The organism is Tenacibaculum sp. SDUM215027 (assembly GCF_050566205.1).
In the GTDB taxonomy this organism is placed as follows: Bacteria; Bacteroidota; Bacteroidia; order Flavobacteriales; family Flavobacteriaceae; genus Polaribacter.
The window spans coordinates 374785-398805 of sequence record NZ_JBNXUE010000001.1 but is presented as its reverse complement, the minus strand read 5'-3'; the positions used below and the strand labels follow the sequence as shown (position 1 = coordinate 398805).

Below are 24021 nucleotides of genomic sequence, written 5' to 3'. Positions count from 1 at the left end.
GCTAGTTAAGAATATTTAAAGATACTATCCTCTTTTTAATTTATTAAATAAGATGAAAAATTTTATTATACAATTAATCGAACTCCACCTAACTCTTCAACCTTGTAGGGAAACTTATCGCTTGGAGCACCTATAAACATAAAATTAATAGGAATTCTCCACTTTTTAGATAACTCTTTAATTAGCTCGGGGCTAAACTTCCCCTGAACAACTTGAAAGTTGACTTTAATTTTTGGGTATTCTCTATCTAAAAAGGTAATTTCGTTAGGTAGGTTCTCAGGAATTGTATCTCCTTCATCAAGAGCCAATACAATTTTTATTTTTTTAGTATGCTCATTTTTAATAATGTATAACATAACCTTATTGAGAGTAGCAATGTTATCACCTTTTGTAAAAAAGACAAATTCTTGGTCGTTTATTTTATTAATGGTTTGTGTAATTTTTTTATCCGTACTTGAAACTAGTCGTCTTAGAGGGTTAAAAATGGCATAAATTACTTGTAGTACTAGTTTTAATAAAACAGTACGGTTTAGCATTATTATAATGAAAATTATGGTTGGAATAAAGTAGTTTAAAAATACTGAAGTATTACTAGGTAAACCATCTTTTGGTTCCATTAAAATATTACCTACTAAAGCACATGATACAGCAATTATAGCTAATAAAACGGAAGCCCAGGTTGCTTTTTCAGGTCTAGGTAATTGATTCCTTCTTATTTTTAATAAGATGTTTCCTATAGCAAACAACGCCATTACCGATAAAAAAGAAATGGTATACACACCAGCCAATAAGGCAACGTTTCCATTAGTTATTAGTAATACAGAAACAGCTAGGATAAAGAATAAAATAATGATTCGGTAAGAGCTACCTCTTTTATTCTTTTTTAAAAAGAATTGTGGCATTATTCGGTCTAAAGTCATACGCTCTAACAAACCTGTAACACCTACAAAGCTTGTTAAAACAGCTCCGCTTAATACTAAAAAAGCATCTATAGCAATAACTGCAGCAACCCATTCGCCACCAACAAAATCTCCCATCTGAACTAACAAGGTGTTTTGATAGTCTGAGCTCTGTAAAACAGGGATAGCGAAAAGAGATAAAGCAAATACAGCCATCAAAGGATTAATAATACTTACAATTACCCACATGTTCTTTAATGTTTTAGGAAACACTCCTTTTTGTTGTTCTTCAACAAAATTTGCAGAACTTTCGAAACCAGAAACTCCTAACATCGAAGCGGCAAAACCAAAAAAGATAGCATACCAAATACTGTTTTCGGATTGATGATTCCAGTTGTTAAAAAGTATATCAATTCCGTTTTGAGACAAATAAAAGAGAATAAAAAAAGCAAGTACAAGTAACGATAGTAGGTGAAATAAAAAAATTCCGACAGCCACTTTAGCCGATTCTGTTATGCCTCCAATAGTTAATAAAGCAAAAAAAAATAAAAGCCCAACAGTTGTTATAATTATAGGCATTGAAGGAATTAGATGATGTAAGTAGTGAATTGCTTCATTTGCAGAAATTACTGCAGTTGCCATATAAGAAAGTATGGTAAGTGTAGCAGCAAAGGAGGCCATTAACTTACTAGTAGTGTTTAATAAAGCATTATAAGCACCACCGTTTAAGGGCATTGCGCCAACTACTTCACCATAAATTTTCCGAAATAAAAACAGAACAACCGATACGATTAAAAGGGTTATCCATGCATATTGACCTGCAAAGGCAATAGCTAATGCTGATACATACAAAACAGAAGAGCTAATGTCGTTACCACAAATAGCAGTTGACTCTAATTCATTTAGCTTTTTAGAAACAGATTGTTTCATGATATGTTATTGATTTGTTTTCGTGAAGTTTAACCTTTCTCATGACGTACATTAAAGGTAATAAAAAACCCTGCAAATTTTGCAGGGTTTTTATTTTTTTAAGATTTAACATCTAGTTTGATGCTTAGTTCTTGTAGTTGATCATCGTCTATGGTTGCAGGTGCATCGATCATTACATCGCGTCCTGAATTGTTTTTTGGGAAGGCAATAAAATCTCGAATAGTTTCTTGTCCTCCTAAAATAGCTACCAATCTATCCAACCCGAAAGCTAAACCTCCGTGTGGTGGTGCTCCGTATTCGAAAGCATCCATTAAGAACCCGAATTGAGCTTTCGCTTCTTCTTCGGTAAATCCTAAATGCTTAAACATGATAGTTTGTGTTTCTTTATCGTGAATTCTAATAGAACCTCCACCAATTTCGTTTCCATTTAACACTAAATCGTAGGCATTCGCTTTCACGGCTCCTGGGTCGGTGTCTAATAAGGCTAACTGACCTGGTTTTGGAGAGGTAAATGGATGGTGCATTGCGTGGTAATGACCTGTTTCTTCATCTAATTCTAATAATGGAAAATCAATTACCCATAATGGAGCAAACTCGTTTGATTTACGTAAACCTAAACGTTCTGCCATTTCCATACGTAAAGCGCTTAATTGTGCGCGAACTTTGTTAGTATTTCCTGAAAGCACACAAATTAAATCTCCTGCCTTCGCTCCTGTAGCTTCAGCCCATTTAGCTAAATCTTCTTGATCGTAGAATTTATCTACTGAAGATTTAAAGCTTCCGTCTTCGTTACACTTTACATATACCATTCCTAAAGCTCCTACTTGCGGACGCTTTACCCAATCAATTAACTTGTCAATTTCTTTACGAGTATATGAAGCTCCTCCTGGTACAGCAATACCTACCACTAATTCTGCTGAATTGAATACTTTGAAATCTTTATGTTGTGCAACTTCGTTTAATTCACCAAACTCCATTCCGAAACGAATGTCAGGTTTATCGTTACCGTACTTACGCATTGCTTCATCAAACGTAATTCTTGGGAATTTCTCTACGTCAATGTTGTTGATTTCTTTTAATAAATGACGTGTCATTCCTTCAAAAATCTCTAAAATATCTTCTTGTTCAACAAACGCCATTTCACAGTCTATCTGTGTAAATTCTGGTTGACGGTCGGCACGTAAATCTTCGTCTCTAAAACACTTTACAATCTGGAAGTATTTATCCATTCCACCTACCATTAATAACTGTTTAAAGGTTTGTGGTGATTGCGGTAAGGCGTAAAACTGTCCCGCGTTCATACGTGATGGAACTAAGAAATCACGTGCTCCTTCTGGAGTAGATTTAATTAAATATGGAGTTTCAACATCTATAAATCCTTTGTCAGATAAATATTTGCGAACTTCCATCGATACTTTATGACGGAAAACCAAGCTGTTTTTTACTGGGTTACGACGAATATCTAAATAACGATATTTCATACGAATATCTTCACCACCGTCGGTTTCATCTTCAATGGTAAAAGGAGGTAATTTAGCTTCGTTTAAAATTTCCAAGTTTGATACTAAAACTTCTACATCACCTGTTGGGATATTGGCATTTTTAGATTGACGCTCAATAACTTTACCAGTTACTTGTACTACAAACTCACGTCCTAAGGTCTTCGCTTTTTCCATTAAATCTTTAGAAGTGCGCTCTTCGTCAAAAATTAATTGTGTAATTCCGTAACGATCACGTAAATCTACCCAAATCATAAAACCTTTATCACGTGATTTTTGTACCCATCCAGAAAGGGTAACTTCAGTATTGATGTGCGATGCTCTTAATTCACCACAAGTATGCGTTCTGTACATTTCTTGAAATTTTTGCTGTGCAAATTTAACTATAAATGTTAGTTTGTAAAAAATTACTACTAGTTAGTTTTTATGAGTTTTAATCTTTTGTTTTGTAGCGTAAAACCTTTTTAAAATGACACTAGATAGATTTAAAGAAACGATACAAAATACACCAGAAAAAGTTGAGTTTTCTGATACTATGTCAGTGATTGAAAATTTATATAATTTTACACCCACTGCCTTTAAAAATGGAGATTTATACAATGAAGCTGAAAAAAATCAAGGTTCATGTAAAGTGTTTTCGTTTGCTATACAACAGGGGTTTAGTAAAGAAGAAACCTTGGCTTGTTTTGGACAGCATTATTTTGAGGATGTTTTAAAAAATCCTGAAGGAACAGATCACCAAAACATTAGAAATTTTATAAAAACTGGTTTTGAAGGCCTATTTTTTGAAGGAGAGGCGCTAAAAAAACGTTAAGGATTTTTTAGAGAATTAGTCTACTTCTTCTATCTTAAATAAATACTCCACAGTAATATTAAAAACCTAAGGTTACTTTTTATAAAGTAATAAGGGCTTTATTATTTATTGATTTTTTTGTAAATTATAGGGTAATGTGTGATTATGAAGAATTCGGCGATGTTTTGGGTGTTGTTTGTCACTATTTTTTTATTAGTGCTTACTGCTTTGGTCTATACTGATATAGGCTTTAGCTGGGTGTTTATACTTACAGTTATTGGTCAATTACTAGTAGTGTTAATGGTTTACAAAGTATTACGAGATCAATATACGACGGATAAAACCTTTGAAGATTTTTATGAAGATTATCCGATAGGGAGAGAGTAAAACAGTTTACAGTTTTTGTAACACATTAAATGAATTATCGTCATTAAGAAAGTAAAATTGACAAGCACAAGAAGACATAAAAAGTGTACATTTAAAGCCATAAAATCCCGTTATGCAAAAAAAACTTTATCTATTACCTTTCCTTTTATTATTTATAAGTTGTAAGAATGAAAAAGCAGTTCCCGTTTTAAATACCTCTAATTATTTTGATGTTTTAAATGAAGAATTTACGGGTGACTTGGCCTATGAAACAACTTCTTTTGTAGAAAAATATTGGCGTGTTGTTGGTAATCTTGGCTTTAATAAAAGTGTATATAAAATTGCTAAAGAATTAGAAAAGTCAGGATTTGTTAAAGAAGATAGTGCTACGAGTAATGATATTTTAACCTACAGGATAGAAAAAAGACCCTTAAAAAATCCTACTTGGGAATCTGTAAATGCTTCTGTAAATATAATTGGGGAAGATGTTCTCCTTTTACAGCACAGTACAAATAGAAATATGATTGCTTTAAATTCTTACAGTACTCCTAAAGAAGGAATTAGTGCAGAGGTCGTTTACATTAAAGACTTAAAAAAGTTAAAAGATATAGATGTTAAAGGAAAGATTGTTTTTGCAGAAACAAGTCCTCATAGAATCTTTAACCAAGCTATTGTAAAAGGAGGAGCTCTGGGACTTATTACGTATAGCAATCCAAAATATTTACAACCTCAAAAGAACACTACTTCTATTCAATTTAGATCTATCCCGTTAAATGAAGAAGTAAAGTCTTGGGCAATTGCGATGTCTTATAAGGCTAAAGAGAAATTAAAAGCAGAATTCTCAAAAGGAAAAGTATCCTTAAAAGTAACTATTGAAACAAATATTTATCCATCAGAAGAATTGACAATTGTTGCTGATATAAAAGGGAATAAGGAACCTAAAGAACGTTTGGTTTTTAGTGCTCATATACAAGAACCTGGTGCAAATGACAATGCTACAGGTGTTGGTGTTGCTTTAGAAATGGCTACACTTACAGCTGAGCTTATCAAAAACAACATATTTGTACCCAATAGAACCTTAACTTTTTTATGGGGTGATGAAATTGTTTCAACAAATAGATATGTGAAAGAAGATAGTATAAGGGCAAAAGATATTAAATGGGGGATCTCATTAGATATGGTTGGAGAAGATACTGAAAAAACTGGCGGTACTTTTTTAATTGAAAAAATGCCTGATCCTAGTGCTATTTGGACAAGAGGTAATGATAAACATACCGAATGGGGTGGAAGCAAAATGAAGTTAGAAGAAATGAAACCTCATTATTTAAATGATTTTTTAATTGATAAATTCAAGGAGCAAGGAAAGAGAACAAATTGGGTAGTTAATACAAATCCGTTTGAAGGAGGTAGTGATCATGTACCTTTTTTAAAGAGAAATATTCCTAGCGTTCTATTCTGGCATTTTACCGACCAATTTTATCATACAGATAACGATCGAATCGATAAAGTGTCTCAAAAAACGCTTAAAAATGTAGGAGTATCTTCGTTAGCTTCTGCCTATACTTTGTTAAATGCAAATAATACTACAGCTAAATCAATATTATTAAATATTGAGAAATCAGCTATGTCAAGGCTTCAAGAAGAACAAAGACAAAGTGAAATAGCATTAAAAAAAGGAGATTCTTTATCAACTCAATTATCAATTATTTCAGCATGGAAAGACTGGTATATCAATTCGACTAAAACAACTTTAGATATTGTAAAGGATTCAACAAAGCATCAAGAATATATAAAAGAGACATCAAAAAAAATAGATTCTTTATCCTCTAAGATAATTGAAAAGCTTAAACGTGTTAAAAAGCATTCGCTTTTAACTTCTGAAAATACTTTTTAGCTTCTTTTTTAACTTTAGGAGCTAAGATTAATGTTGAAATTACTGTAGGAATTGCCATCAAAGCATAGGCGCTATCAATTAAGTTAATTACAAAGTCTAATTTGATGATAGAGGCAACTGCAATTGTAAAAATATAAATGTAGTTATAATTCTTTCCAATTTTAGTATTGGTTAAAAAGCTTAAACAGCTCAATCCGTAAAAAGAGTAGGTAAACAACGTTGAAAAAGCGAAAATTAATACACAAATAGTTAAAATAACGCTTCCGATATTGTGAGGAAGTACAGCATCAAATGCAGCTAATGTCATTGAAATTCCATTACCTTCAAACCCTTTCCAAACACCTGAAGCTAAAATAGCTAATGCGGTTAGGGAACAAACTAACAAAGTGTCAATAGCAGGCCCTAACATGGCAACCAATCCTTCACGAATAGGCTCTTTTGTTTTCGCTGTTCCGTGCATCATTGGTGCAGTACCCAAACCTGCTTCGTTAGAAAAAGCAGCTCGCTTCACTCCTGTAATTATCAAAGCACCTAAGGCACCACCTAAAACAGATTTTCCTGAAAAAGCATCTTCAAAAATTAAAGAAAAAATCGCAGGAACTTGTTCTAACCTTAAAAACAAAATGGTTAAGACTGTAAGAAGGTACACCACAACCATTACAGGAACTAATTTTCCAGCGACACTACCAATTCGTTTAATTCCCCCAAAAATTACCATCGATACAATAATTGCAGTGGTGATACCTAATAATAATTTAGCTGTAAAATGGTTGGTTTCGTGTACTTGAAAAACATCTACTAAGGTTTGCGTTAGCTGGTTTGCTTGAAATGCAGGTAGCGTTCCTATTAATCCTGCCGCAGAGAAGAATAGTGCCAAAGGTTTCCATTTTTTTCCTAATCCTTCTGTAATCACATACATCGGACCACCTTTTACATTTCCGTTTTCATCTGTTCCGCGGTACATTACTGATAAACTACAGGTAAAAAACTTGGTGGCCATACCTACAAAAGCACTCACCCACATCCAAAAAATAGCACCAGGACCTCCTGTTGCAATAGCAATGGCAACTCCACTAATGTTTCCCATTCCTACTGTAGCTGCAATAGCAGATGATAAAGCTTCATAGTGAGATAAATCTCCTGGAGAATCAGCTTTGTCATATTTTCCTCTTAAAATAGCAATAGCATGACCAATATATCTAAATGGAATTAATCCTGAGTAAATAAAGAGGTATAAACCACCAACAATAAGTAATATTAATAAAGGAATTCCCCATACCCAAGAAGAAAATTGAGATACTAAGTCTTGAATGCTTGCAAACATAAAGTGATATTTTAAGCGAAAGTACTAAAAGTGAATACAAAAGAAAGAACGATAGCTGTGAATTAACAACTATCGTTCTTTTGTGAATTTTATATGTATCATATTTATTTACAAACAATACCTTTTTTTCCTAAAAATTCGATGTCTCTTAAAAAGCCTTCTTGGATTGTTTCTGCTTGAAAAATAAAAGTTTTATCGTGTAGTCTGTTATTTTCAAAAAAAGTAACCTGAAAACGATTGTCTAAATCAAATAACTCAGGTTGCATTAGTTCAAACTTTTGATAACTATTTGCAGGAAGTTTGTCTATTTTTCTTCTGAAAACAGAAGTGGTTTTAGTGTCGGAGAAGCCTTGAGAAACAATGACTACCATTTCCAAATCGACATCTTTTTTGTTTAGAATATATACATTCCAATCTTCTTTATTGTCAATTTCATTGGTTTCTAAAACTACTGCGATTTCAACGCCAGTTACCTTAGGAATTTCAATATCTTTTTTCATCGAGTACTTCTTTAAAAGGAAAGACGAAAGTTTAGTGCTTTCGTCTTTTATTTTGTTTGAATTTATTTAAAAATCAACTACATTGGGGCAAGCCTACGAGGTATTCAAATGATACTAGTTTTAGCATTTAAGTCAAACCTCGATTAAACCCTTGGCTATCGCCCTGCGATTAAATTACAGATTTAAACTGCTCTAAGAAACGTTTGTCATTTTCATAGAACATACGAATATCTGGAATTTGGTATAATAACATAGCAATACGTTCTATACCCATTCCGAAAGCGTACCCGCTATATTTTGTAGGATCAATGTTACAGTTCTTTAAAACATTCGGGTCTACCATACCACACCCCATAATTTCTAACCAACCTGTTCCTTTAGTAATTCTGTAATCCGTTTCGGTTTCTAATCCCCAGTAAATATCTACTTCAGCACTTGGCTCAGTAAATGGGAAATAAGATGGACGTAAACGTATTTTAGATTTACCAAACATTTCTTTGGTAAAGTATAATAAGGTTTGTTTTAAATCAGCAAAAGACACATCGGTATCAATGTATAATCCTTCTACTTGATGGAAAATACAGTGTGCACGAGCAGATATATCTTCATTTCTAAACACACGCCCAGGAGATATTGTACGAATTGGAGGTTCGTTATTTTCCATATAGCGTACTTGTACCGATGAGGTATGTGTTCTTAACAACGTATCAGGATTCTTTTCAATAAAGAAAGTATCCTGCATATCACGTGCTGGGTGATATTCTGGTAAGTTTAAAGCGGTAAAGTTATGCCAATCATCTTCAATTTCTGGTCCTTCAGAAACGGTAAAACCAATACGGTTAAAAACTTCGATGATTTGGTTTTTTACTAAAGAAATTGGGTGACGAGAACCTAAATTAATAGGCTCAGAAGGACGTGTTAAGTCTCCATAAACACCTTTTTCTTCAACAGCATTTTCAATAGCTTCTTTTAAAGTGTTTACTTTTTCTTCAGCAGAATTTTTAAGTAAATTGATGGTTTGTCCAAACTCTTTCTTTTGGTCGTTAGGTACATTTTTAAACTCAGCAAATAAATCTTTTAAAATCCCCTTGCTTCCTAAGTACTTAATTCTGAATGTTTCAATTTCTTCTTTTGAAGTGGTATTAAAAGCATTTACCTCTCCAATCAATTCTTTTACCTTGTCTAACATAATCTTTCCAAAAGTTAAGGTGCAAATTTACATTTTTTTGTGTAAAAAAAAGGACTTTTGATTGTGTTTGCAAAAACACCAATAAAATAAGGGAAATAAACAGAAAAATAGAAATTAAGGAATAGTAAAATAATTATATTTGCATAGTAAAATTGTTAATATTATAAAATAACAGAACAACAACTAAGTTTATGGAATCTAAGATACAAGCATTTATGGATTACGTAAAAGTACGTAATACATATGAACCAGAGTTTTTGCAAGCTGTACATGAAGTAGCAGAAACAGTAATTCCGTTTATAGAAAATAATCCAAAATATCAAGGTAAGAAATTACTAGAGCGCATGGTTGAACCTGAACGTACTATTATGTTTAGAGTGCCTTGGGTTGACGATAGCGGAGAAACTCAAGTAAACAGAGGGTATAGAGTTGAGTTTAATTCAGCAATTGGTCCTTACAAAGGAGGGTTACGTTTTCACCCTTCAGTAAACTTATCAATCTTAAAATTTTTAGGATTTGAGCAAGTTTTCAAAAATTCATTAACAACTTTACCAATGGGTGGAGGTAAAGGAGGGTCTGACTTCAACCCTAAAGGAAAATCTGACCGTGAGGTAATGGCATTTTGTCAATCATTTATGACTGAGTTAGCTCGTCATATTGGTCCTGATACTGATGTACCTGCAGGAGATATTGGTGTAGGAGGTCGTGAAATAGGTTATATGTTTGGTCAGTACAAACGTTTACGTAACGAGTTTACAGGAGTATTAACTGGTAAAGGAGCTTCTTGGGGAGGTTCATTAATTCGTCCAGAAGCTACTGGTTATGGAGATGTTTACTTTGCTGAGAATATGTTAAAAACCAAAGGAGATTCTTTTGAAGGAAAAACTGTAGTTGTTTCTGGTTCTGGTAACGTAGCGCAATATGCTACTGAGAAAGCGACTCAATTAGGAGGTAAGGTTGTAACATTATCTGATTCTTCAGGATACATTTATGATGAAGCTGGTATAGATGCCGAAAAATTAGCTTTTATACAAGAGTTAAAGAACGTAAAACGTGGAAGAATTCACGAGTATGTTGAGCAGTATCCATCAGCAAAATTCTTTAAAGGAGAAAGACCTTGGGGAATTAAGTGTGATGTAGCTTTACCATGTGCAACTCAAAATGAGTTAAACGGAGAAGAAGCAAAAATATTAGTTGATAATGGATGTATTTGTGTTGCTGAAGGAGCAAACATGCCATCTACTCCAGAAGCTATTGAAGTATTCCACAACGCAAAGATTTTATTTGCACCAGGAAAAGCTTCAAATGCAGGAGGTGTAGCAACATCTGGTTTAGAAATGTCTCAAAACTCTTTACGTTTGTCTTGGACTCGTGAAGAAGTAGATACTAAATTACATTCTATCATGAATAATATTCACGAAGCTTGTGTAAAATATGGTACAGAAGAAGATGGATATGTTGATTATGTAAAAGGAGCAAACGTTGCTGGTTTTGTTAAGGTTGCTGATGCAATGCTTGATCAAGGAGCGGTGTAATATATACAGAATAACAACATTAAAGCCTCATAGAAATTCTATGAGGCTTTTTTATTAGGGGATGATTGATAATAATTACTTACTACTACTTTTTTGTATGGTTAAAGGCATTTTATAAATATGGTTCTTTAACTTTAATTCATTATTTATAAACTTATAATTTAATCTACTTTTTACGTAGTGACAAATTTGTTCAGTCTCACAGTTAACGTTCAAAATAACGATTTCTCCGTTTTTGTTTATTAAAAACTCTACGGTAGTTTTTACTTCTTTATCAAGAACAAAATTAGGGTTACCTAATAATTCAACGATTTTTGTTCTGATATGTTCCTTAGTAGGATTTTCGTTTGTTGAAAATACTGAAGTGCTCATTAAGGTTACGAATACTAGTACAAATAACTTTTTCATTTTTTAGAGGTTTAGGGTTTGTTTTAAGTTTTTTGTTAAAATTTAACGATGTAAAAATATTGTAAATGAGTTTTTTAAATGGTTTTTATTGATTAATAAAGTATTGTTTTAAAGTAAACTAAGTTTTAGTTTTATATTCTTTTACACCTTGTTAATATTGATAATATTTCTCTTTTTCACCTTTCTTTTTTGATGAGTTTTAAATAATTCAATAATTTTTATTAATATCAATAAACTTGTTTTTAGTTTTTATGTAATTCGTTAATTATTAAGGTTAGCTTTATGTTATTAGCTTCTTGCATTTTTGTATTTTCGGTACGCAAACAATTTTTAAATGACATCAAATAGGAGAAGAAATAGGTACACAGTTGCTTTTTATAATGTTGAAAATTTATTTGACACTGTTGATAATCCCAATACTTATGATAATGATTTTACACCAAATGGTAAATTAAAATGGGGAAAGAAAAAGTATCACCATAAATTGAGAAAAATAACATCTGTTATTAGTCAATTAGGTAATAATCAATCTGCATATCCACCAGTTATTATTGGATTGGTTGAGGTTGAAAATGCTATGGTCGTAAACGATTTAGTGAAGCATAAAAACCTGTCAAAATTTAATTATGATTACGTTCATTATGATTCACCAGATGAAAGAGGTATTGATGTTGCTTTGATGTATAATCAAGATTTTTTTGAGGTAATATCTTCCGAAACATATCCGCTTTTGTTAACCGATGATAGAGGAGAAGTAGATTATACTCGCGATTTATTAGTGGTTAAAGGTATGTTTAATGATGAGTTAGTACACGTTTTAGTTAACCATTGGCCTTCACGTAGAGAAGGGGAGACTGAAAGTGAAAAAAATAGAATAAAAGCCGCGCAATTAACTCGAAGTATCATAGATAAGATTAAAAAGGAAGAAAAAGCTCCGAAATTTATTGTTATGGGAGATTTTAATGATGATCCAACTAATAAAAGCATTAAAGAGTATTTAATATCAGATGATTTGTACAATCCTATGAAGCCGTTATATGAAAGAGGGCTAGGAACTACAACTCATTATAAAAAATGGCACTTGTTTGATCAAATAATGTTTTCAAAAGCTTTTTTTAATGTTAATGAGAGCAAACATAGTTTTTTAAACGCGAAAATTTATAATAAAGATTGGCTTAAAATATACAAAGGAAAGTATAAAGGAAGTCCGTTTAGAACTTTCATAGGGCCCTTTTATAAAGGAGGTTTTTCAGATCATTTTCCTATATATGTAACTTTTGAAAAAGAGATATAAAAAATCCTGAGAAGACTCTCAGGATTTGTATTTTGAATAAAATCGATTGTTACTCTACAGTAACTGATTTTGCTAAGTTTCTTGGTTGATCAACATTTTTACCTAACATTACTGCTATGTGGTATGATAATAATTGAAACGGTATTGTTGTTAGTAAAGGAGAAAAAGCTTCTTCTGTATCTGGAATTTCAATGACATGATCAGCTATTTCTTTAACTGTTTCATCACCTTCTGTAACGATTGCTACTATTTTTCCACTACGAGACTTAATCTCTTGAATGTTACTTACCACCTTCTCATAATGCCCTCTGCTTGTTGCAATAACAAAAACAGGCATGTTTTCATCAATCAAGGCAATAGGTCCGTGTTTCATTTCTGCAGCAGGATAACCCTCAGCGTGGATATAAGAGATTTCTTTTAATTTTAAAGCACCTTCTAAAGCCACAGGAAAATTAAACCCTCTACCTAAATATAAGCAGTTTTTAGCGTCTTTATAAACGGCCGCTATTTCTTTAACTTGGGCATCAATTTTTAATAAACTTTCTACCTGAGCAGGAATTTGTTGCATCGTTTGTAAATAAGTATTCACAGCAGATGTAGATAAAGTTCCTTTAGCTTGAGCTAGTTTTAAAGCAATTAATGAAAGTACTGTTATTTGTGTTGTAAATGCCTTAGTTGATGCTACACCAATTTCAGGTCCAGCATGTGTATAAGCACCAGCATGTGTTTCTCTAGCGATAGAAGAACCTACTACATTACATATACCAAAAACAAAAGCCCCTTTAGATTTAGCAAGTTTAATAGCAGCTAAAGTATCAGCAGTTTCTCCAGACTGAGAAATAGCAATAACTACATCTTTTGGAGTAATAATAGGGTTACGATATCTAAACTCAGAGGCATATTCAACTTCAACAGGAATACGAGCCATATCTTCAAAAAGATATTCTCCAACCAAGCCTGCATGCCATGAAGTACCACAAGCTACAACAATAACTCTGTCTGCATTTAAGAATTTAGACATATTATCATCAACACCTGCCATTTTTATAATGCCTTCGTTGGCTAGCATCCTACCTCTATAGGTATCTATAATAGCTTTAGGTTGTTCGTATATTTCTTTTAACATAAAGTGGTCGTAACCACCTTTTTCTATCTGTTCAAGGCTTAACTGTAGTTTTTGAATGTTCGCATCAATTTCTTTGTCGTTATCTATTTTACGAACTTTAATCCCTTTGTCTTTTTTTATAATGGCTAACTCACCATCTTCAAGGTAAATTGCATCTTTTGTATATTCAATAAAAGGAGAGGCATCAGAAGCAACAAAAAATTCTTCATTGTTTTTTCCAACCCCGATAGCAATAGGGCTTCCTAATCTAGCAACAACTAATTCATTGGGTTTTGTTTTGTCAAAAACAGCAATTGCATAAGCACCAATTACGTTAGTTAAGGCTAATTGAACAGCTTTACCTAATTTACAACCTTCACTTTTCTTTATTTCTTCAATAAGGTTTACTAAAACCTCAGTATCGGTGTCACTTTTAAATTCGTAACCTCTAGAAAGTAATTCTTTTTTAATGGTGTCATAGTTTTCTATAATGCCATTATGAACGATTACAAGGTTTCCAGATTGAGAAAAATGAGGGTGAGAATTTACATCATTAGGAACGCCATGGGTTGCCCAACGAGTATGTCCAATACCTATTTTACCTTTTTTTCTTTCCTCTTCTTTGTTTGTAATCAGTTCTAAGTCGGAAACCTTTCCTTTGGTTTTTGATAAGTGCATTGTCTCACCATCATACATCATGATTCCAGCACTATCATAACCTCTATACTCTAAACGCTTTAATCCATTAATTACAATTGGATAAGCTTCTCTATGTCCAATGTATCCAGTAATTCCACACATAACAGCTTACTTTTCTTTTGAATATGATATTTTTAAAACAGCTCTTTTAGTTCCGTTAGCAGACTCATTCCCGTTGAATAATGTCACTGATCTAGGATTCCAATTATAAGATTTAACAGAAGTTGTTAAAACATTATTGTTTACAGGAGAATCTGTAGGATTGTAGACTTTTAAAATTAAAGGATCAGTAGTTGTGTTTTCTTCTCCAGATAATAGTTTAGAAATGTAATCTGTAATTCTAAAAGTATATTTTTCAGGGTTATCATCAGTTTTCTTTAAAGTTCCACCAAATGAAGTCGGATCAACGTAAGCATCTGTTAACTGTGTTGGTGAAATACCTCCTGTTTCATTTTCTTTATTTTGATATAAAAATAACTGCTGAGGAATAATGTTAGAATCGTTGTTGATTGCTTGATTTATATAAAAAGTAAGAGATGCATCATTCATTAATAAATAAGAATTACTTTTTAAAATATTCTTTCTGTAGTTAAATAGTTTTTGAAGCTCATCTAAGCTCAAGAAACCATTGTCATCAATATCGTAATCGTTTAAATTATCATTAAAGTCGCCTTTAAATTGCTGAGTTAGTTCTGACTTACTTAGGTCTAAACCTAAAATTTTTACTTTAGCCATTTTACCAGCAGTTCCTTGAACAACAAAGTTATTGGCAGGAGCTGAATTTGTAGCCGGAGTCATTTTATAATGACTATTCCTTACACCAGCCAGAGGAAAAGAGTACTTTTTTTGAAGAGTATCTTTTACTGTAGTACCATCCACTTCAGATATAGTGTAGTGAAAATCTACAGATGGAGCAGGTGAAGAAGCTAGGTTTAATGGAATTAATAATCCATCACTTCCTGTTGCAACTATTTTAATTCCTCTAAAATAATCATCAAAAGCTTCTTTAGATAAAAATTCTCCACTATGAAACTTATCCCAAAATAAAGTTTTCATTTTTGTGATATCCAAAGGAATTGCTAAAAAAGGAACTTTAAGTTTCTGAGAGTTTATAGCTCTAATAGTATCTTTATATGTAGTTGTGCCTGTTAATGAAGAAGACCTGTCAACTCTATCAAAAATAAATGTCGTATCTGTAGCTTTAGGTTTTAACTGGTAGATGCCACCTTCGCTTAATACATTATCCCCTAAATATTCATCATCAGAAAAGAATGTATTTCTTTTTGAAGGATCACTAGGGTTTAGTGTGTTTAAATAAGTCTCATTTTCCAGTACCTGAATAGAGGTAGCAACATCAGGGTTTCCTAAAATTGAATCTAATTTAAATCTTGTCACGCCATCAGTGGTGCCTGTAGAGGTTGCCTGATATGGAATTTTTAAGATAACCTTGTCAAGGTTAAATACAGTAGTGTCTGTATCTTTATTGTTTAAGTTTGAAATATATCCAAGTTGAGAAATTATTGAAGCCTCAATTTTTTCTGCGTTTGGATTATTATATACTCCAAGCCAATAATCACTAATACTAGCGTTAATATTGTCAGCTTGTACACTCTCAATATTTTTAGGAGTTATTTCAACATCCAATAAGATTTCTCCTGTTTCAAACTTATCGTTGTTAACAACGTTTGTGCCAACTTCACTAAAGTCTTTTTCACACGATGTAATAGCTGCTAAACATAGCAAGCTAATACTAAGTACACCAATTTTTCTAATCATTATTCGCTTAATTCTAAAACGTTTCCTTTATAAAATTCTAAATATGCTTCAGTTAAAGTTTCCTCTGATTGAAAGTCTAATACTTTTACATTGCTTTCATCAATGAAAGTTTCAATTTCTTCAGGCAAAACCTCGCTACCTTTTATAATAGCATCTGAATTTTCAATAGCGCTTTTTAAAATATTAATATGACTTGGTGTTTCAATTGTAGCTACTTTAGAGTTTTCAATTTTGTCAAAGCGAACTTTGTTAGCTAATTCTTTGCTCAAATCTTCAATATTACTATTGTAAAGCGAAGTTACAATCTTGCTTTCAGCAAACAATGGTTCTTCTTTATAAAATTCTCTTAAATATAGAGGTAGTAATGAAGCCATCCATCCGTGAACATGAATAATATCTGGAGCCCAGTTTAGCTTCTTAACCGTTTCAACAACACCTTTGGCGAAGAAAATCATACGCTCATCGTTGTCGTCAAATAGCTTATCATCTTCATCAGAGTACACAGCTTTACGCTTAAAGTATTCATCATTGTCAATAAAATATACTTGCATTCTTTCTTTAGGTATAGAAGCAACTTTAATTATTAAAGGCATATCCATGTCGTTAATAATTAAGTTCATACCCGATAAACGAATAACTTCATGTAATTGATGCCTTCGTTCATTGATTACCCCAAATCGAGGCATGAATATACGGGTTTGAATTCCTTTAGAATGTGCATTTTTAGCAACGTTAAATGCGGTAGACGATAATTCTGTTTCTGGTAAATATGGTGTTACCTCTGATGAAACATATAAAACTCTCTTATCCTTCATTAAATCGGTCTCTTTTATTGAATGTGCAAAAATACGAAATTTAATGCAAAAATCGTGTTAAATTGCTAATTTTGCATGCATTTCAATAAAATAACAATGAAAATTTTCAAAAGAAAATCCGAAATAAAAGAGTTTTTATCTACTCTAAAAAAGAATAAGAAATCTATCGGATTTGTCCCAACTATGGGAGCTCTACATCAGGGGCATTTATCGCTCATTAAAAAGGCGAAAAAAAAGAATGATATTGCTGTAGTTAGCATTTTTGTAAATCCTACACAGTTTGATAATAAAGAAGATTTAGATAAATACCCTAAGACTTACGAGAGTGATGTAGCGTTGTTAGAGTCTGTTGATTGTGATGTGTTGTTTTTTCCTACAGTAGAAGAAATCTATGCTGAAAATATAGCTTCAGAGAACTTTGATTTTGACGGATTAGAACACCAAATGGAAGGGAAGTTTAGGGATGGTCATTTTGATGGAGTTGGAACGATTGTAAAAGCTTTTTTTGAAATTATTGAGCCAAATACCGCTTATTTTGGAAAAAAGGACTTTCAGCAGTTGCAAATCATTAAGAAGTTAGTTGAGAAATACAAACTCCAAGTAAAAATTAAAGGAAGACCTATTTTTAGAGAAGAAGATGGGCTTGCAATGAGTTCTCGAAATACTCGTTTAAGCAAAAAATATAGAGAAGCAGCTCCTTTTATTTATAAAACGTTAAAAAAAGCAAAAAATAAATTTGGTGTAAAAAATCCAGAAGAATTAACTAAATGGGTTGAAAAACAGTTCAAAAAACACCCGTTATTGGAGTTGGAGTATTTCACCATTGCAGAAGAAAAAACATTACAAACAGTAACAGAGGTTAAAGGAAATAAAAAATATCGTGCCTTTATAGCTGTTTTTGCAGGAGACATTCGTCTAATTGATAATATTCGTTTAAAGAACAATTAATTAGTTGCTATTTAGGCTTAAATGTAGGGTCTGTAGTTATGTTAAAATCATCTAAAAACAATTTAGTATTCATTAAAAAACAACTATTTTTGCAGCATGTTAGTACAAGTAGTAAAATCTAAAATACACCGTGTTAAAGTAACTAATGCGGATTTAAATTATATAGGAAGCATTACCATTGACGAAGATTTAATGGATGCTGCTGGAATTATTGAAGGAGAACGTGTTCAAATTGTGAATAACAATAACGGAGAACGTTTAGAAACGTATGCTATTCCAGGTCCAAGGAAAAGTGGGGAAATCACATTAAATGGAGCTGCAGCGCGTAGAGTTCAAAAAGGAGATGTACTTATTTTAATTGTGTATGCTTTTATGGAATTAGAAGAGGCTAAAAAGTTTAAACCACAATTAGTATTTCCTAACGAAGAAAATAACTTGCTAGAATAGTTTGAGTTTATCAGTCAAAAAAATCACAAAAATACTATTACCTCTCATTTTGGGAGGTTTTTTAGTTTGGTATTCATTGTCAAAAATTTCAATTGAAACATTAGTTCAATACTTTAGAGATGCTAATTATGGATGGATAGCTTTAGGACTGTTCTTTGGGGTTTTAAGTCATCTATCTCGTGCCTATCGCTGGAAGTTTTTGTTAGAACCAATGGGGTACAAGCCAAATTTTGGTAATAGCACCATGGCGGTTTTGGTAGCGTATTTAGTGAATTATGCAGTGCCAAGAGCAGGAGAAGTGTCTCGTGCAGCGGTGATGACAAATTATGAAAACATCCCATTTGAAAAAGGATTTGGAACCATCGTTGCCGAACGAATGGCAGATCTGATTATGATGCTTAGTATTATTGTAATTACACTCTTTGTACAATTTGATTTTATTTATGAGTTACTAATCAAAAACTTCGATCCGATTAAAATTGGAATCCTTTTAGGAGGCTTAGCATTGGTGTTTGTGGTTTTTACACGTTTTGTAAAGAAAGCACAATCAGGAATCGGACTAAAAATCAAAAACTTTGTAGTTGGATTGGTTGAAGGGGTTACCAGTATTTTTAAAATGAAACACAAATGGGCGTTTATCTTCCATACTGTGTTTATCTGGTTGATGTATGTATTGATGTTTTGGGCAACCATTCCAGCAATTGATGGGTTACACGTTCCGTTAGGAGGTGTTTTAATCGGATTTATTGCAGGGGGATTTAGTATTGCGGCTACTAATGGAGGTGTCGGTTTATACCCAATTGCAGTAGCTGGAGCCTTAGCATTATTCGGAATAGCAGAAGAACCAGCAACCGCTTTTGGATGGATTATGTGGACCGCTCAAACAGCTATGATTATTGTGTTTGGAGGATTGGCGTTTTTGTTCTTACCTATCTACAATAAAAACAAATAGTTTTCTTTTCTTTGTAAGTAAATCTTACAAATCGAATGGCAAAAACCAAAACAACTTTTTTCTGTCAAAACTGTGGAGCGCAACATGCGCAATGGGTAGGGCAATGTGGCTCTTGTAAACAATGGAACACTATTGTTGAGGAAGTGATTCAAAAAGAAGAAAAAAGAAATTGGAAATCGCCTGAAAATAAACAAAAAAGAGTTGCAAAACCTTTACGAGTTGAAGATATTCAACTGAATCCAGAAGAGCGTTTTGGAACGAAGAATCAAGAGCTAGACACTGTTTTGGGTGGCGGATTGGTAAAAGGAGCTGTGGTGCTACTGGGAGGAGAGCCAGGAATTGGTAAGTCTACTTTACTACTACAAATTGCCTTACAAATTCCGCAAAAAGTACTCTATGTTTCTGGAGAAGAAAGTCAGTCGCAAATTAAAATGCGAGCAGAACGTGTAGAAGGAAAAAATCCTAACTGTTTAATTCTTACAGAAACCAATACCCAACAGATTTTTAAAAACATAGAAGAAGTTCAGCCCGATGTATTGGTAATCGATTCTATTCAAACTTTGCATACCAATTCTATTGAAGCTTCACCAGGAAGCATTTCACAAATACGAGAAACTTCAGCAGAACTTATCAAATTCGCTAAGGAAACAGCAACTCCGGTATTGTTAATTGGACATATTAACAAAGAAGGACATATTGCAGGGCCAAAGATTTTAGAACATATGGTAGATGTGGTTTTACAGTTTGAAGGAGATAGAAATCACACCTACCGAATTTTACGCTCGCAAAAAAACCGTTTTGGTTCTACTGCTGAATTAGGAATTTACGAAATGTTATCAGATGGATTACGTGAAGTATCCAATCCTTCAGAAATTTTAATTTCAAAAAAAGATGACGATTTAAGCGGAACAGCTATTGCATCAACATTAGAAGGAATTCGTCCGTTAATGATAGAAATTCAAGCTCTGGTTTCAACAGCAGTTTACGGAACTCCACAACGAACCACGACAGGCTATAATTTGAAACGTTTGCACATGATTTTAGCGGTGTTAGAAAAACGTGCGGGTTTCAAATTAGGAGCAAAAGATGTTTTTTTAAATGTTACGGGTGGAATTCATGTAGATGATCCTGCGATAGATTTGGCGGTGGTTGCTGCGATTTTATCGTCTAACCAAGATTTGGCAATTAACCCAGACGTATGTTTTGCAGCCGAAGTTGGTTTAGCAGGTGAAATTCGCCCTGTTTCCAAGATAGATCAGCGTATTACCGAAGCTGAAAAATTAGGGTATAAAACCTTTGTAACCTCAAAATACAACAAGATTACCAGTAAAAATCATTCGATAAAACTGATTTTAGTGAGTAAGATTGAAGAAGCTTTTGCAACCTTGTTTGCATAAATTAATTTAAATGTGAGTTAGATTGTTAAAATGTCACGTCGAGTGATTCCGATATTGTATCGGAATTGTATCGAGACGTCATTAGTTGGTTCTAGATACATCTTCCTTTGGTCGATACTCGAACTGATAGCATTTCTTACATTAAATTACTCTTTTTCTTTCTTCCCAAATAGCCTATTGAAAAAACCTTTAATTCCTTTTTCTCTAAATGGAGGACATTCGATTGAGGAAGAAACTTCTTTTGGTATGTCAAATGAAGTTAAATATTTTTCTCTTAATTCAGAATTATTTTCTATTTCCTTCAAAATATTGGCAACGATGGGTAATGCTAATGAAGAACCTGAACCATTTCCGCTAGTAAAATGTATGTCGTTTTTAGAAGTTCCTACCCAAGTTCCGAGAACAATATTCGGTGTATATGCCATAAACCAAGCGTTGGTATAGTTTTGAGCGGTACCTGTTTTACTGGCTAACGGACTTTTAATTTTATACCTGTTTCTTATGCTAGCTCCCGTTCCTTGTTCTACTGCTTGTTGCAAAATAGTGGTTAAGGTTTGCGTGCTTTCTTCTGTGAATACTCTTTCGGTTTTTTGTGCTGCGTTTTCGTAAATGATATTTCCTTCCTTATCGGTAATTTTATGAATCATGTACAAATCATTCATTTCACCATTATTGGCAAAAGCACCATAAGCTCTTGTAGCTTCAAATAGGGATAAATCTAGCGTTCCTAAAGCAATAGAAGGAGCGTCGTCAGTAATTTCGGGGAATAGTAACTTTTCACAAGTGTCAATCAACCATTCTTTTTTTAGTTTAAAATAAAGGTTAACACTAGGGATGTTCATCGATTTAATTAAGGCATACCACATGGCAACTTTTTTATCAGGAGTAGTGCTATGGTCAGCATTTTGTGGTTTCCAGTTATCGTATTCTGGATAGGTTTTTTCTTCGTTTTCAAAATAATCACACGGAGAAATTCCATTTTCTAACGCTGTAGCATACAAAAATGGTTTAAAAGCTGAAGCTATTTGACGATGTGATAACACCATATCAAAAGGAAGTGTGTTAAAGTTATTTCCGCCAACCCAACTGATTACTGCGCCATTCTTCGGATTCGTAACTAATACAGATGCATTCAACATTTTATCATAATACCAAAGACTGTCAATTTTGTTACCAGTAATTGTTTTTGTACTGTCCCAATCAAAAAGTTGAATAGTTCTCTTTTGTTTATCTTTTTCTATGAATTGTTGCTTTTGTAGCCATCTATTTTTTAACCTGTTTGAAGCTAATTCTTTGTCTAATTGTTGTTGTTTGACAATGAGTTGCTCCTTAGCAGATTTTTCTGCAATCTTTTGAATATCGTAATTCAACGTTGTATGAATTTTTAACCCGTCGGTTTCTAAGTTATAGTTGCTGTTAGAAGCTTCGTTACTCTTTTTTATGAGTTCAGCAGCTTTTTTCTTTACTTGATAAGTAAAATAACCCGCTGTTGTATTTATATCAAGGTTATGATAGTTGAGTGTAATAGGTAGCTTTTGTAAGCTATCGGTAACTTCATTGCTTAAATACGCTTCGTTGTTCATTAATTGAAGTACCGTATTACGACGTTTTTTAGCATTTTCTGGATTTAATCTCGGATTGTAATAAGTGTTGGCTTTTAACATACCCACAAGTACAGCTGATTCTTCAATGTTTAATTCGTTAACAGATTTATTAAAAAATCGATTAGCAGCCGATTCTACTCCGAAATTATTTTCTCCAAAAGGAACCGAGTTTAAATACAACAACAATATTTCATCTTTGCTATATAAATTTTCCATTCGACTAGCGATGATAAGCTCCTTTATTTTATTGATTGGCATGCTTAAAAAACCATGATATTGTCTTCCGTAGAGGTTTTTAATTAATTGTTGTGTAATAGTACTACCACCACCACCTGAGGCATCTTGTAGTAAAATACTTCTAAAGAAAACGCGGGCATAACTTTGACCATCGTATCCGTTGTGTGAATAGAATCGTTTATCTTCTGTAGCTATTAAAGCTTCTTTTAAATGATTAGGAATTTGCTCTAGTTGAACATTAGTTCTGTTCTCAGCAAATATTTTCCCGATAATAACATCGTCTGATGAATAGATTAAAGAAGCTTCTTCGTTTATGACAGATGTTAACTCTTTTTTGTTGGGTAATTTACCAAACACCTCAAAATACACTAAGGAGAATAATAGTACTACTAAAAGAATTCCAAACAGTATGAATCCTGTAGCATATTTTAACAAAAGAGTTAATTTCTTGTTTTCTCTAAGTTGAAATTGTATTTCTTTCAATGTTTTCATTGTACTAAAAACGAAGATTCGTTGGTGAAATTGTGAAGGTTTAAAAGAGAATGTTAAACATTTTAAACTTTTTAAAATAAAATTATTGTTTAATTAACTCCATAGAATCATGGTTAAAATCAGTTACTTTATAAGTTCCATTTATTTCAGGTAAGTCAGTTTGAAAATATAATAATTGATTGTCTTGTTTCCATTTTCCTTGTGAGTAAACAGTGTCGTATTTTGTTTTTTCACTTGTGATAGAATCACCATAAACCAATACTCGTTGAATTTTTAAAATCGTATCTGTTAAATCTAATTCAATATACCTTTCAAAAACATTTTTAGGAAGATTATTTATTCCTAAATAATAGTATCCTTTGGAATAAGTATCATAATTTCTTGAAATAAAATCTATTTTCATTTCATCATATTCTAAATTTTTTTTGGTCATAAAAACAGTATCTAATTTCTTAGTCATGCTCGCTAGCCAATAATCATTTAAATCTATTTTTGAAAAATTGTTGATTTTTTTTCTTAAAAAAATAGTATCCATATTCCAAATGCTTCCTTTTCTGACACTACCATAACGATTTCTGGCAATTAAATCCTTAGGTTCGTAGCCTTCTTTTCTAATTTGTTCTGAGATAAAAACAGAGGAAGTCCCAAAAATGCTAAAAAACTCTCTAGTTGTTATTTCTGATAACTCAAACTTTCCATTTTTGTCAGTATATGTTTCTCCAACTATACAGCTATCTATGGGTTTCCCTTGTTCATTGACTATTACTCCTATCAGTTTAGGTCTCACAACTTTGGAAACGCAAGAAGTAGTTATTATAAAAATAATAAGTAGTGAAATTAATGATTGTATTTTCAATTTTCGCATTTGAGAGAAGAAAAAAATTAGAAGCAAAGATATCCATCATTATTAATAATGAA

The 24021-nt window shown here is 32.7% G+C and carries 20 protein-coding genes; 9 read left to right on the top strand and 11 right to left on the bottom strand.

Going from position 1 to position 24021, the window contains the following annotated elements:
- Nucleotides 1-65 precede the first annotated feature (65 nt).
- A complete protein-coding gene (locus ACQYZ7_RS01845) occupies nucleotides 66-1829 on the bottom strand; it encodes an APC family permease (protein ID WP_430728099.1) in 1764 nt (587 codons plus the stop codon).
- Between the two features lie 98 nt (nucleotides 1830-1927).
- The gene (gene aspS / locus ACQYZ7_RS01840; RefSeq protein ID WP_430728098.1) at nucleotides 1928-3682 is read right to left on the bottom strand and encodes an aspartate--tRNA ligase; all 1755 of its coding nucleotides are present in this window, start codon (nucleotides 3680-3682) and stop codon (nucleotides 1928-1930) included.
- A gap of 115 nt (nucleotides 3683-3797) precedes the next feature.
- Here aspS and ACQYZ7_RS01835 point away from each other — a divergent pair, with 115 nt between their 5' ends.
- The 3 genes from ACQYZ7_RS01835 to ACQYZ7_RS01825 all read left to right on the top strand — a co-directional run bounded on the left by ACQYZ7_RS01835 (nucleotide 3798) and on the right by ACQYZ7_RS01825 (nucleotide 6381).
- Nucleotides 3798-4142 carry a HopJ type III effector protein gene (locus ACQYZ7_RS01835; RefSeq protein ID WP_430728097.1) on the top strand — a complete coding sequence of 115 codons (345 nt, stop codon included), beginning with the start codon at nucleotides 3798-3800 and terminating at the stop codon, nucleotides 4140-4142.
- Nucleotides 4143-4286: 144 nt separating this feature from the next.
- On the top strand, nucleotides 4287-4508 hold the full coding sequence (locus ACQYZ7_RS01830; protein WP_430728096.1) for a hypothetical protein: 222 nt from the start codon (nucleotides 4287-4289) through the stop codon (nucleotides 4506-4508).
- Nucleotides 4509-4620: 112 nt separating this feature from the next.
- The gene (locus ACQYZ7_RS01825) at nucleotides 4621-6381 is read left to right on the top strand and encodes a M28 family peptidase (RefSeq protein ID WP_430728095.1); all 1761 of its coding nucleotides are present in this window, start codon (nucleotides 4621-4623) and stop codon (nucleotides 6379-6381) included.
- On the opposite strand, the gene ACQYZ7_RS01820 is transcribed toward ACQYZ7_RS01825, so the two are convergent.
- The 3 genes from ACQYZ7_RS01820 to pheS form a co-directional block, all read right to left on the bottom strand.
- A complete protein-coding gene (locus ACQYZ7_RS01820) occupies nucleotides 6341-7705 on the bottom strand; it encodes an alanine/glycine:cation symporter family protein (RefSeq protein WP_430728094.1) in 1365 nt (454 codons plus the stop codon). The genes ACQYZ7_RS01825 and ACQYZ7_RS01820 overlap by 41 nt on opposite strands.
- Nucleotides 7706-7809: 104 nt before the next feature.
- The gene (locus ACQYZ7_RS01815; RefSeq protein ID WP_425656626.1) at nucleotides 7810-8205 is read right to left on the bottom strand and encodes a hypothetical protein; all 396 of its coding nucleotides are present in this window, start codon (nucleotides 8203-8205) and stop codon (nucleotides 7810-7812) included.
- Between the two features lie 169 nt (nucleotides 8206-8374).
- A complete protein-coding gene (gene pheS / locus ACQYZ7_RS01810) occupies nucleotides 8375-9394 on the bottom strand; it encodes a phenylalanine--tRNA ligase subunit alpha (RefSeq protein WP_099215093.1) in 1020 nt (339 codons plus the stop codon).
- Between the two features lie 191 nt (nucleotides 9395-9585).
- On the opposite strand from pheS, the gene gdhA reads away from it, so the two are divergent.
- Nucleotides 9586-10929 (top strand): NADP-specific glutamate dehydrogenase, encoded by a 1344-nt coding sequence (gdhA, locus tag ACQYZ7_RS01805; protein WP_430728093.1) that lies wholly within the window; start codon nucleotides 9586-9588, stop codon nucleotides 10927-10929.
- Between the two features lie 75 nt (nucleotides 10930-11004).
- On the opposite strand, the gene ACQYZ7_RS01800 is transcribed toward gdhA, so the two are convergent.
- The gene (locus ACQYZ7_RS01800) at nucleotides 11005-11337 is read right to left on the bottom strand and encodes a hypothetical protein (RefSeq protein ID WP_430728092.1); all 333 of its coding nucleotides are present in this window, start codon (nucleotides 11335-11337) and stop codon (nucleotides 11005-11007) included.
- A gap of 334 nt (nucleotides 11338-11671) precedes the next feature.
- On the opposite strand from ACQYZ7_RS01800, the gene ACQYZ7_RS01795 reads away from it, so the two are divergent.
- Complete coding sequence (locus ACQYZ7_RS01795; protein ID WP_430728091.1) at nucleotides 11672-12631, top strand: endonuclease/exonuclease/phosphatase family protein; 960 nt, start codon at nucleotides 11672-11674, stop codon at nucleotides 12629-12631.
- A gap of 49 nt (nucleotides 12632-12680) precedes the next feature.
- On the opposite strand, the gene glmS is transcribed toward ACQYZ7_RS01795, so the two are convergent.
- From glmS to ACQYZ7_RS01780, 3 genes are read right to left on the bottom strand one after another with little or no spacing between them, the layout of a single operon-like run.
- Nucleotides 12681-14537, bottom strand: a complete 1857-nt coding sequence (glmS, locus tag ACQYZ7_RS01790; protein ID WP_430728090.1) for a glutamine--fructose-6-phosphate transaminase (isomerizing) — start codon at nucleotides 14535-14537, stop codon at nucleotides 12681-12683.
- A gap of 6 nt (nucleotides 14538-14543) precedes the next feature.
- Nucleotides 14544-16211 (bottom strand): DUF4270 family protein, encoded by a 1668-nt coding sequence (locus ACQYZ7_RS01785; RefSeq protein ID WP_430728089.1) that lies wholly within the window; start codon nucleotides 16209-16211, stop codon nucleotides 14544-14546.
- Entirely contained in the window at nucleotides 16211-17026 is an 816-nt protein-coding gene (locus ACQYZ7_RS01780; protein WP_430728088.1) for a glycogen/starch synthase, read from the bottom strand. Before ACQYZ7_RS01780 ends, ACQYZ7_RS01785 begins: the two co-directional genes overlap by 1 nt.
- Before the next feature lie 96 nt (nucleotides 17027-17122).
- Between ACQYZ7_RS01780 and panC the strand changes: the two genes are divergently transcribed.
- The 4 genes from panC (at nucleotide 17123) to radA (ending at nucleotide 20770) form a co-directional block, all read left to right on the top strand.
- On the top strand, nucleotides 17123-17974 hold the full coding sequence (gene panC, locus ACQYZ7_RS01775) for a pantoate--beta-alanine ligase (protein ID WP_430728087.1): 852 nt from the start codon (nucleotides 17123-17125) through the stop codon (nucleotides 17972-17974).
- A gap of 96 nt (nucleotides 17975-18070) precedes the next feature.
- Complete coding sequence (gene panD / locus ACQYZ7_RS01770; protein WP_028891458.1) at nucleotides 18071-18421, top strand: aspartate 1-decarboxylase; 351 nt, start codon at nucleotides 18071-18073, stop codon at nucleotides 18419-18421.
- Between the two features lies 1 nt (nucleotide 18422).
- A complete protein-coding gene (locus tag ACQYZ7_RS01765; protein WP_430728086.1) occupies nucleotides 18423-19373 on the top strand; it encodes a lysylphosphatidylglycerol synthase transmembrane domain-containing protein in 951 nt (316 codons plus the stop codon).
- A gap of 35 nt (nucleotides 19374-19408) precedes the next feature.
- Nucleotides 19409-20770 carry a DNA repair protein RadA gene (radA, locus tag ACQYZ7_RS01760; protein ID WP_430728085.1) on the top strand — a complete coding sequence of 454 codons (1362 nt, stop codon included), beginning with the start codon at nucleotides 19409-19411 and terminating at the stop codon, nucleotides 20768-20770.
- A 146-nt stretch (nucleotides 20771-20916) separates the two neighbouring features.
- Here the strand turns inward: radA and ACQYZ7_RS01755 are convergent, their stop codons facing one another.
- Together ACQYZ7_RS01755 and ACQYZ7_RS01750 are read right to left on the bottom strand one after the other, a co-directional pair.
- On the bottom strand, nucleotides 20917-23103 hold the full coding sequence (locus ACQYZ7_RS01755) for a transglycosylase domain-containing protein (RefSeq protein WP_430728084.1): 2187 nt from the start codon (nucleotides 23101-23103) through the stop codon (nucleotides 20917-20919).
- Between the two features lie 82 nt (nucleotides 23104-23185).
- Complete coding sequence (locus tag ACQYZ7_RS01750) at nucleotides 23186-23959, bottom strand: hypothetical protein (protein WP_430728083.1); 774 nt, start codon at nucleotides 23957-23959, stop codon at nucleotides 23186-23188.
- Nucleotides 23960-24021: the final 62 nt, after the last annotated feature.

Bases quoted from the DNA above. Each gene is read 5' to 3' on its own strand.
- ACQYZ7_RS01815 (WP_425656626.1), bottom strand. From the start codon at position 8,205: ATGAAAAAAGATATTGAAATTCCTAAGGTAACTGGCGTTGAAATCGCA.
- ACQYZ7_RS01755 (WP_430728084.1), bottom strand. From the start codon at position 23,103: ATGAAAACATTGAAAGAAATACAATTTCAACTTAGAGAAAACAAGAAA.
- ACQYZ7_RS01795 (WP_430728091.1), top strand. From the start codon at position 11,672: ATGACATCAAATAGGAGAAGAAATAGGTACACAGTTGCTTTTTATAAT.
- ACQYZ7_RS01800 (WP_430728092.1), bottom strand. From the start codon at position 11,337: ATGAAAAAGTTATTTGTACTAGTATTCGTAACCTTAATGAGCACTTCA.
- panC (WP_430728087.1), top strand. From the start codon at position 17,123: ATGAAAATTTTCAAAAGAAAATCCGAAATAAAAGAGTTTTTATCTACT.
- glmS (WP_430728090.1), bottom strand. From the start codon at position 14,537: ATGTGTGGAATTACTGGATACATTGGACATAGAGAAGCTTATCCAATT.
- ACQYZ7_RS01830 (WP_430728096.1), top strand. From the start codon at position 4,287: ATGAAGAATTCGGCGATGTTTTGGGTGTTGTTTGTCACTATTTTTTTA.
- ACQYZ7_RS01835 (WP_430728097.1), top strand. From the start codon at position 3,798: ATGACACTAGATAGATTTAAAGAAACGATACAAAATACACCAGAAAAA.
- ACQYZ7_RS01785 (WP_430728089.1), bottom strand. From the start codon at position 16,211: ATGATTAGAAAAATTGGTGTACTTAGTATTAGCTTGCTATGTTTAGCA.
- ACQYZ7_RS01825 (WP_430728095.1), top strand. From the start codon at position 4,621: ATGCAAAAAAAACTTTATCTATTACCTTTCCTTTTATTATTTATAAGT.
- panD (WP_028891458.1), top strand. From the start codon at position 18,071: ATGTTAGTACAAGTAGTAAAATCTAAAATACACCGTGTTAAAGTAACT.
- radA (WP_430728085.1), top strand. From the start codon at position 19,409: ATGGCAAAAACCAAAACAACTTTTTTCTGTCAAAACTGTGGAGCGCAA.
- ACQYZ7_RS01820 (WP_430728094.1), bottom strand. From the start codon at position 7,705: ATGTTTGCAAGCATTCAAGACTTAGTATCTCAATTTTCTTCTTGGGTA.
- ACQYZ7_RS01845 (WP_430728099.1), bottom strand. From the start codon at position 1,829: ATGAAACAATCTGTTTCTAAAAAGCTAAATGAATTAGAGTCAACTGCT.
- aspS (WP_430728098.1), bottom strand. From the start codon at position 3,682: ATGTACAGAACGCATACTTGTGGTGAATTAAGAGCATCGCACATCAAT.
- gdhA (WP_430728093.1), top strand. From the start codon at position 9,586: ATGGAATCTAAGATACAAGCATTTATGGATTACGTAAAAGTACGTAAT.
- ACQYZ7_RS01780 (WP_430728088.1), bottom strand. From the start codon at position 17,026: ATGAAGGATAAGAGAGTTTTATATGTTTCATCAGAGGTAACACCATAT.
- pheS (WP_099215093.1), bottom strand. From the start codon at position 9,394: ATGTTAGACAAGGTAAAAGAATTGATTGGAGAGGTAAATGCTTTTAAT.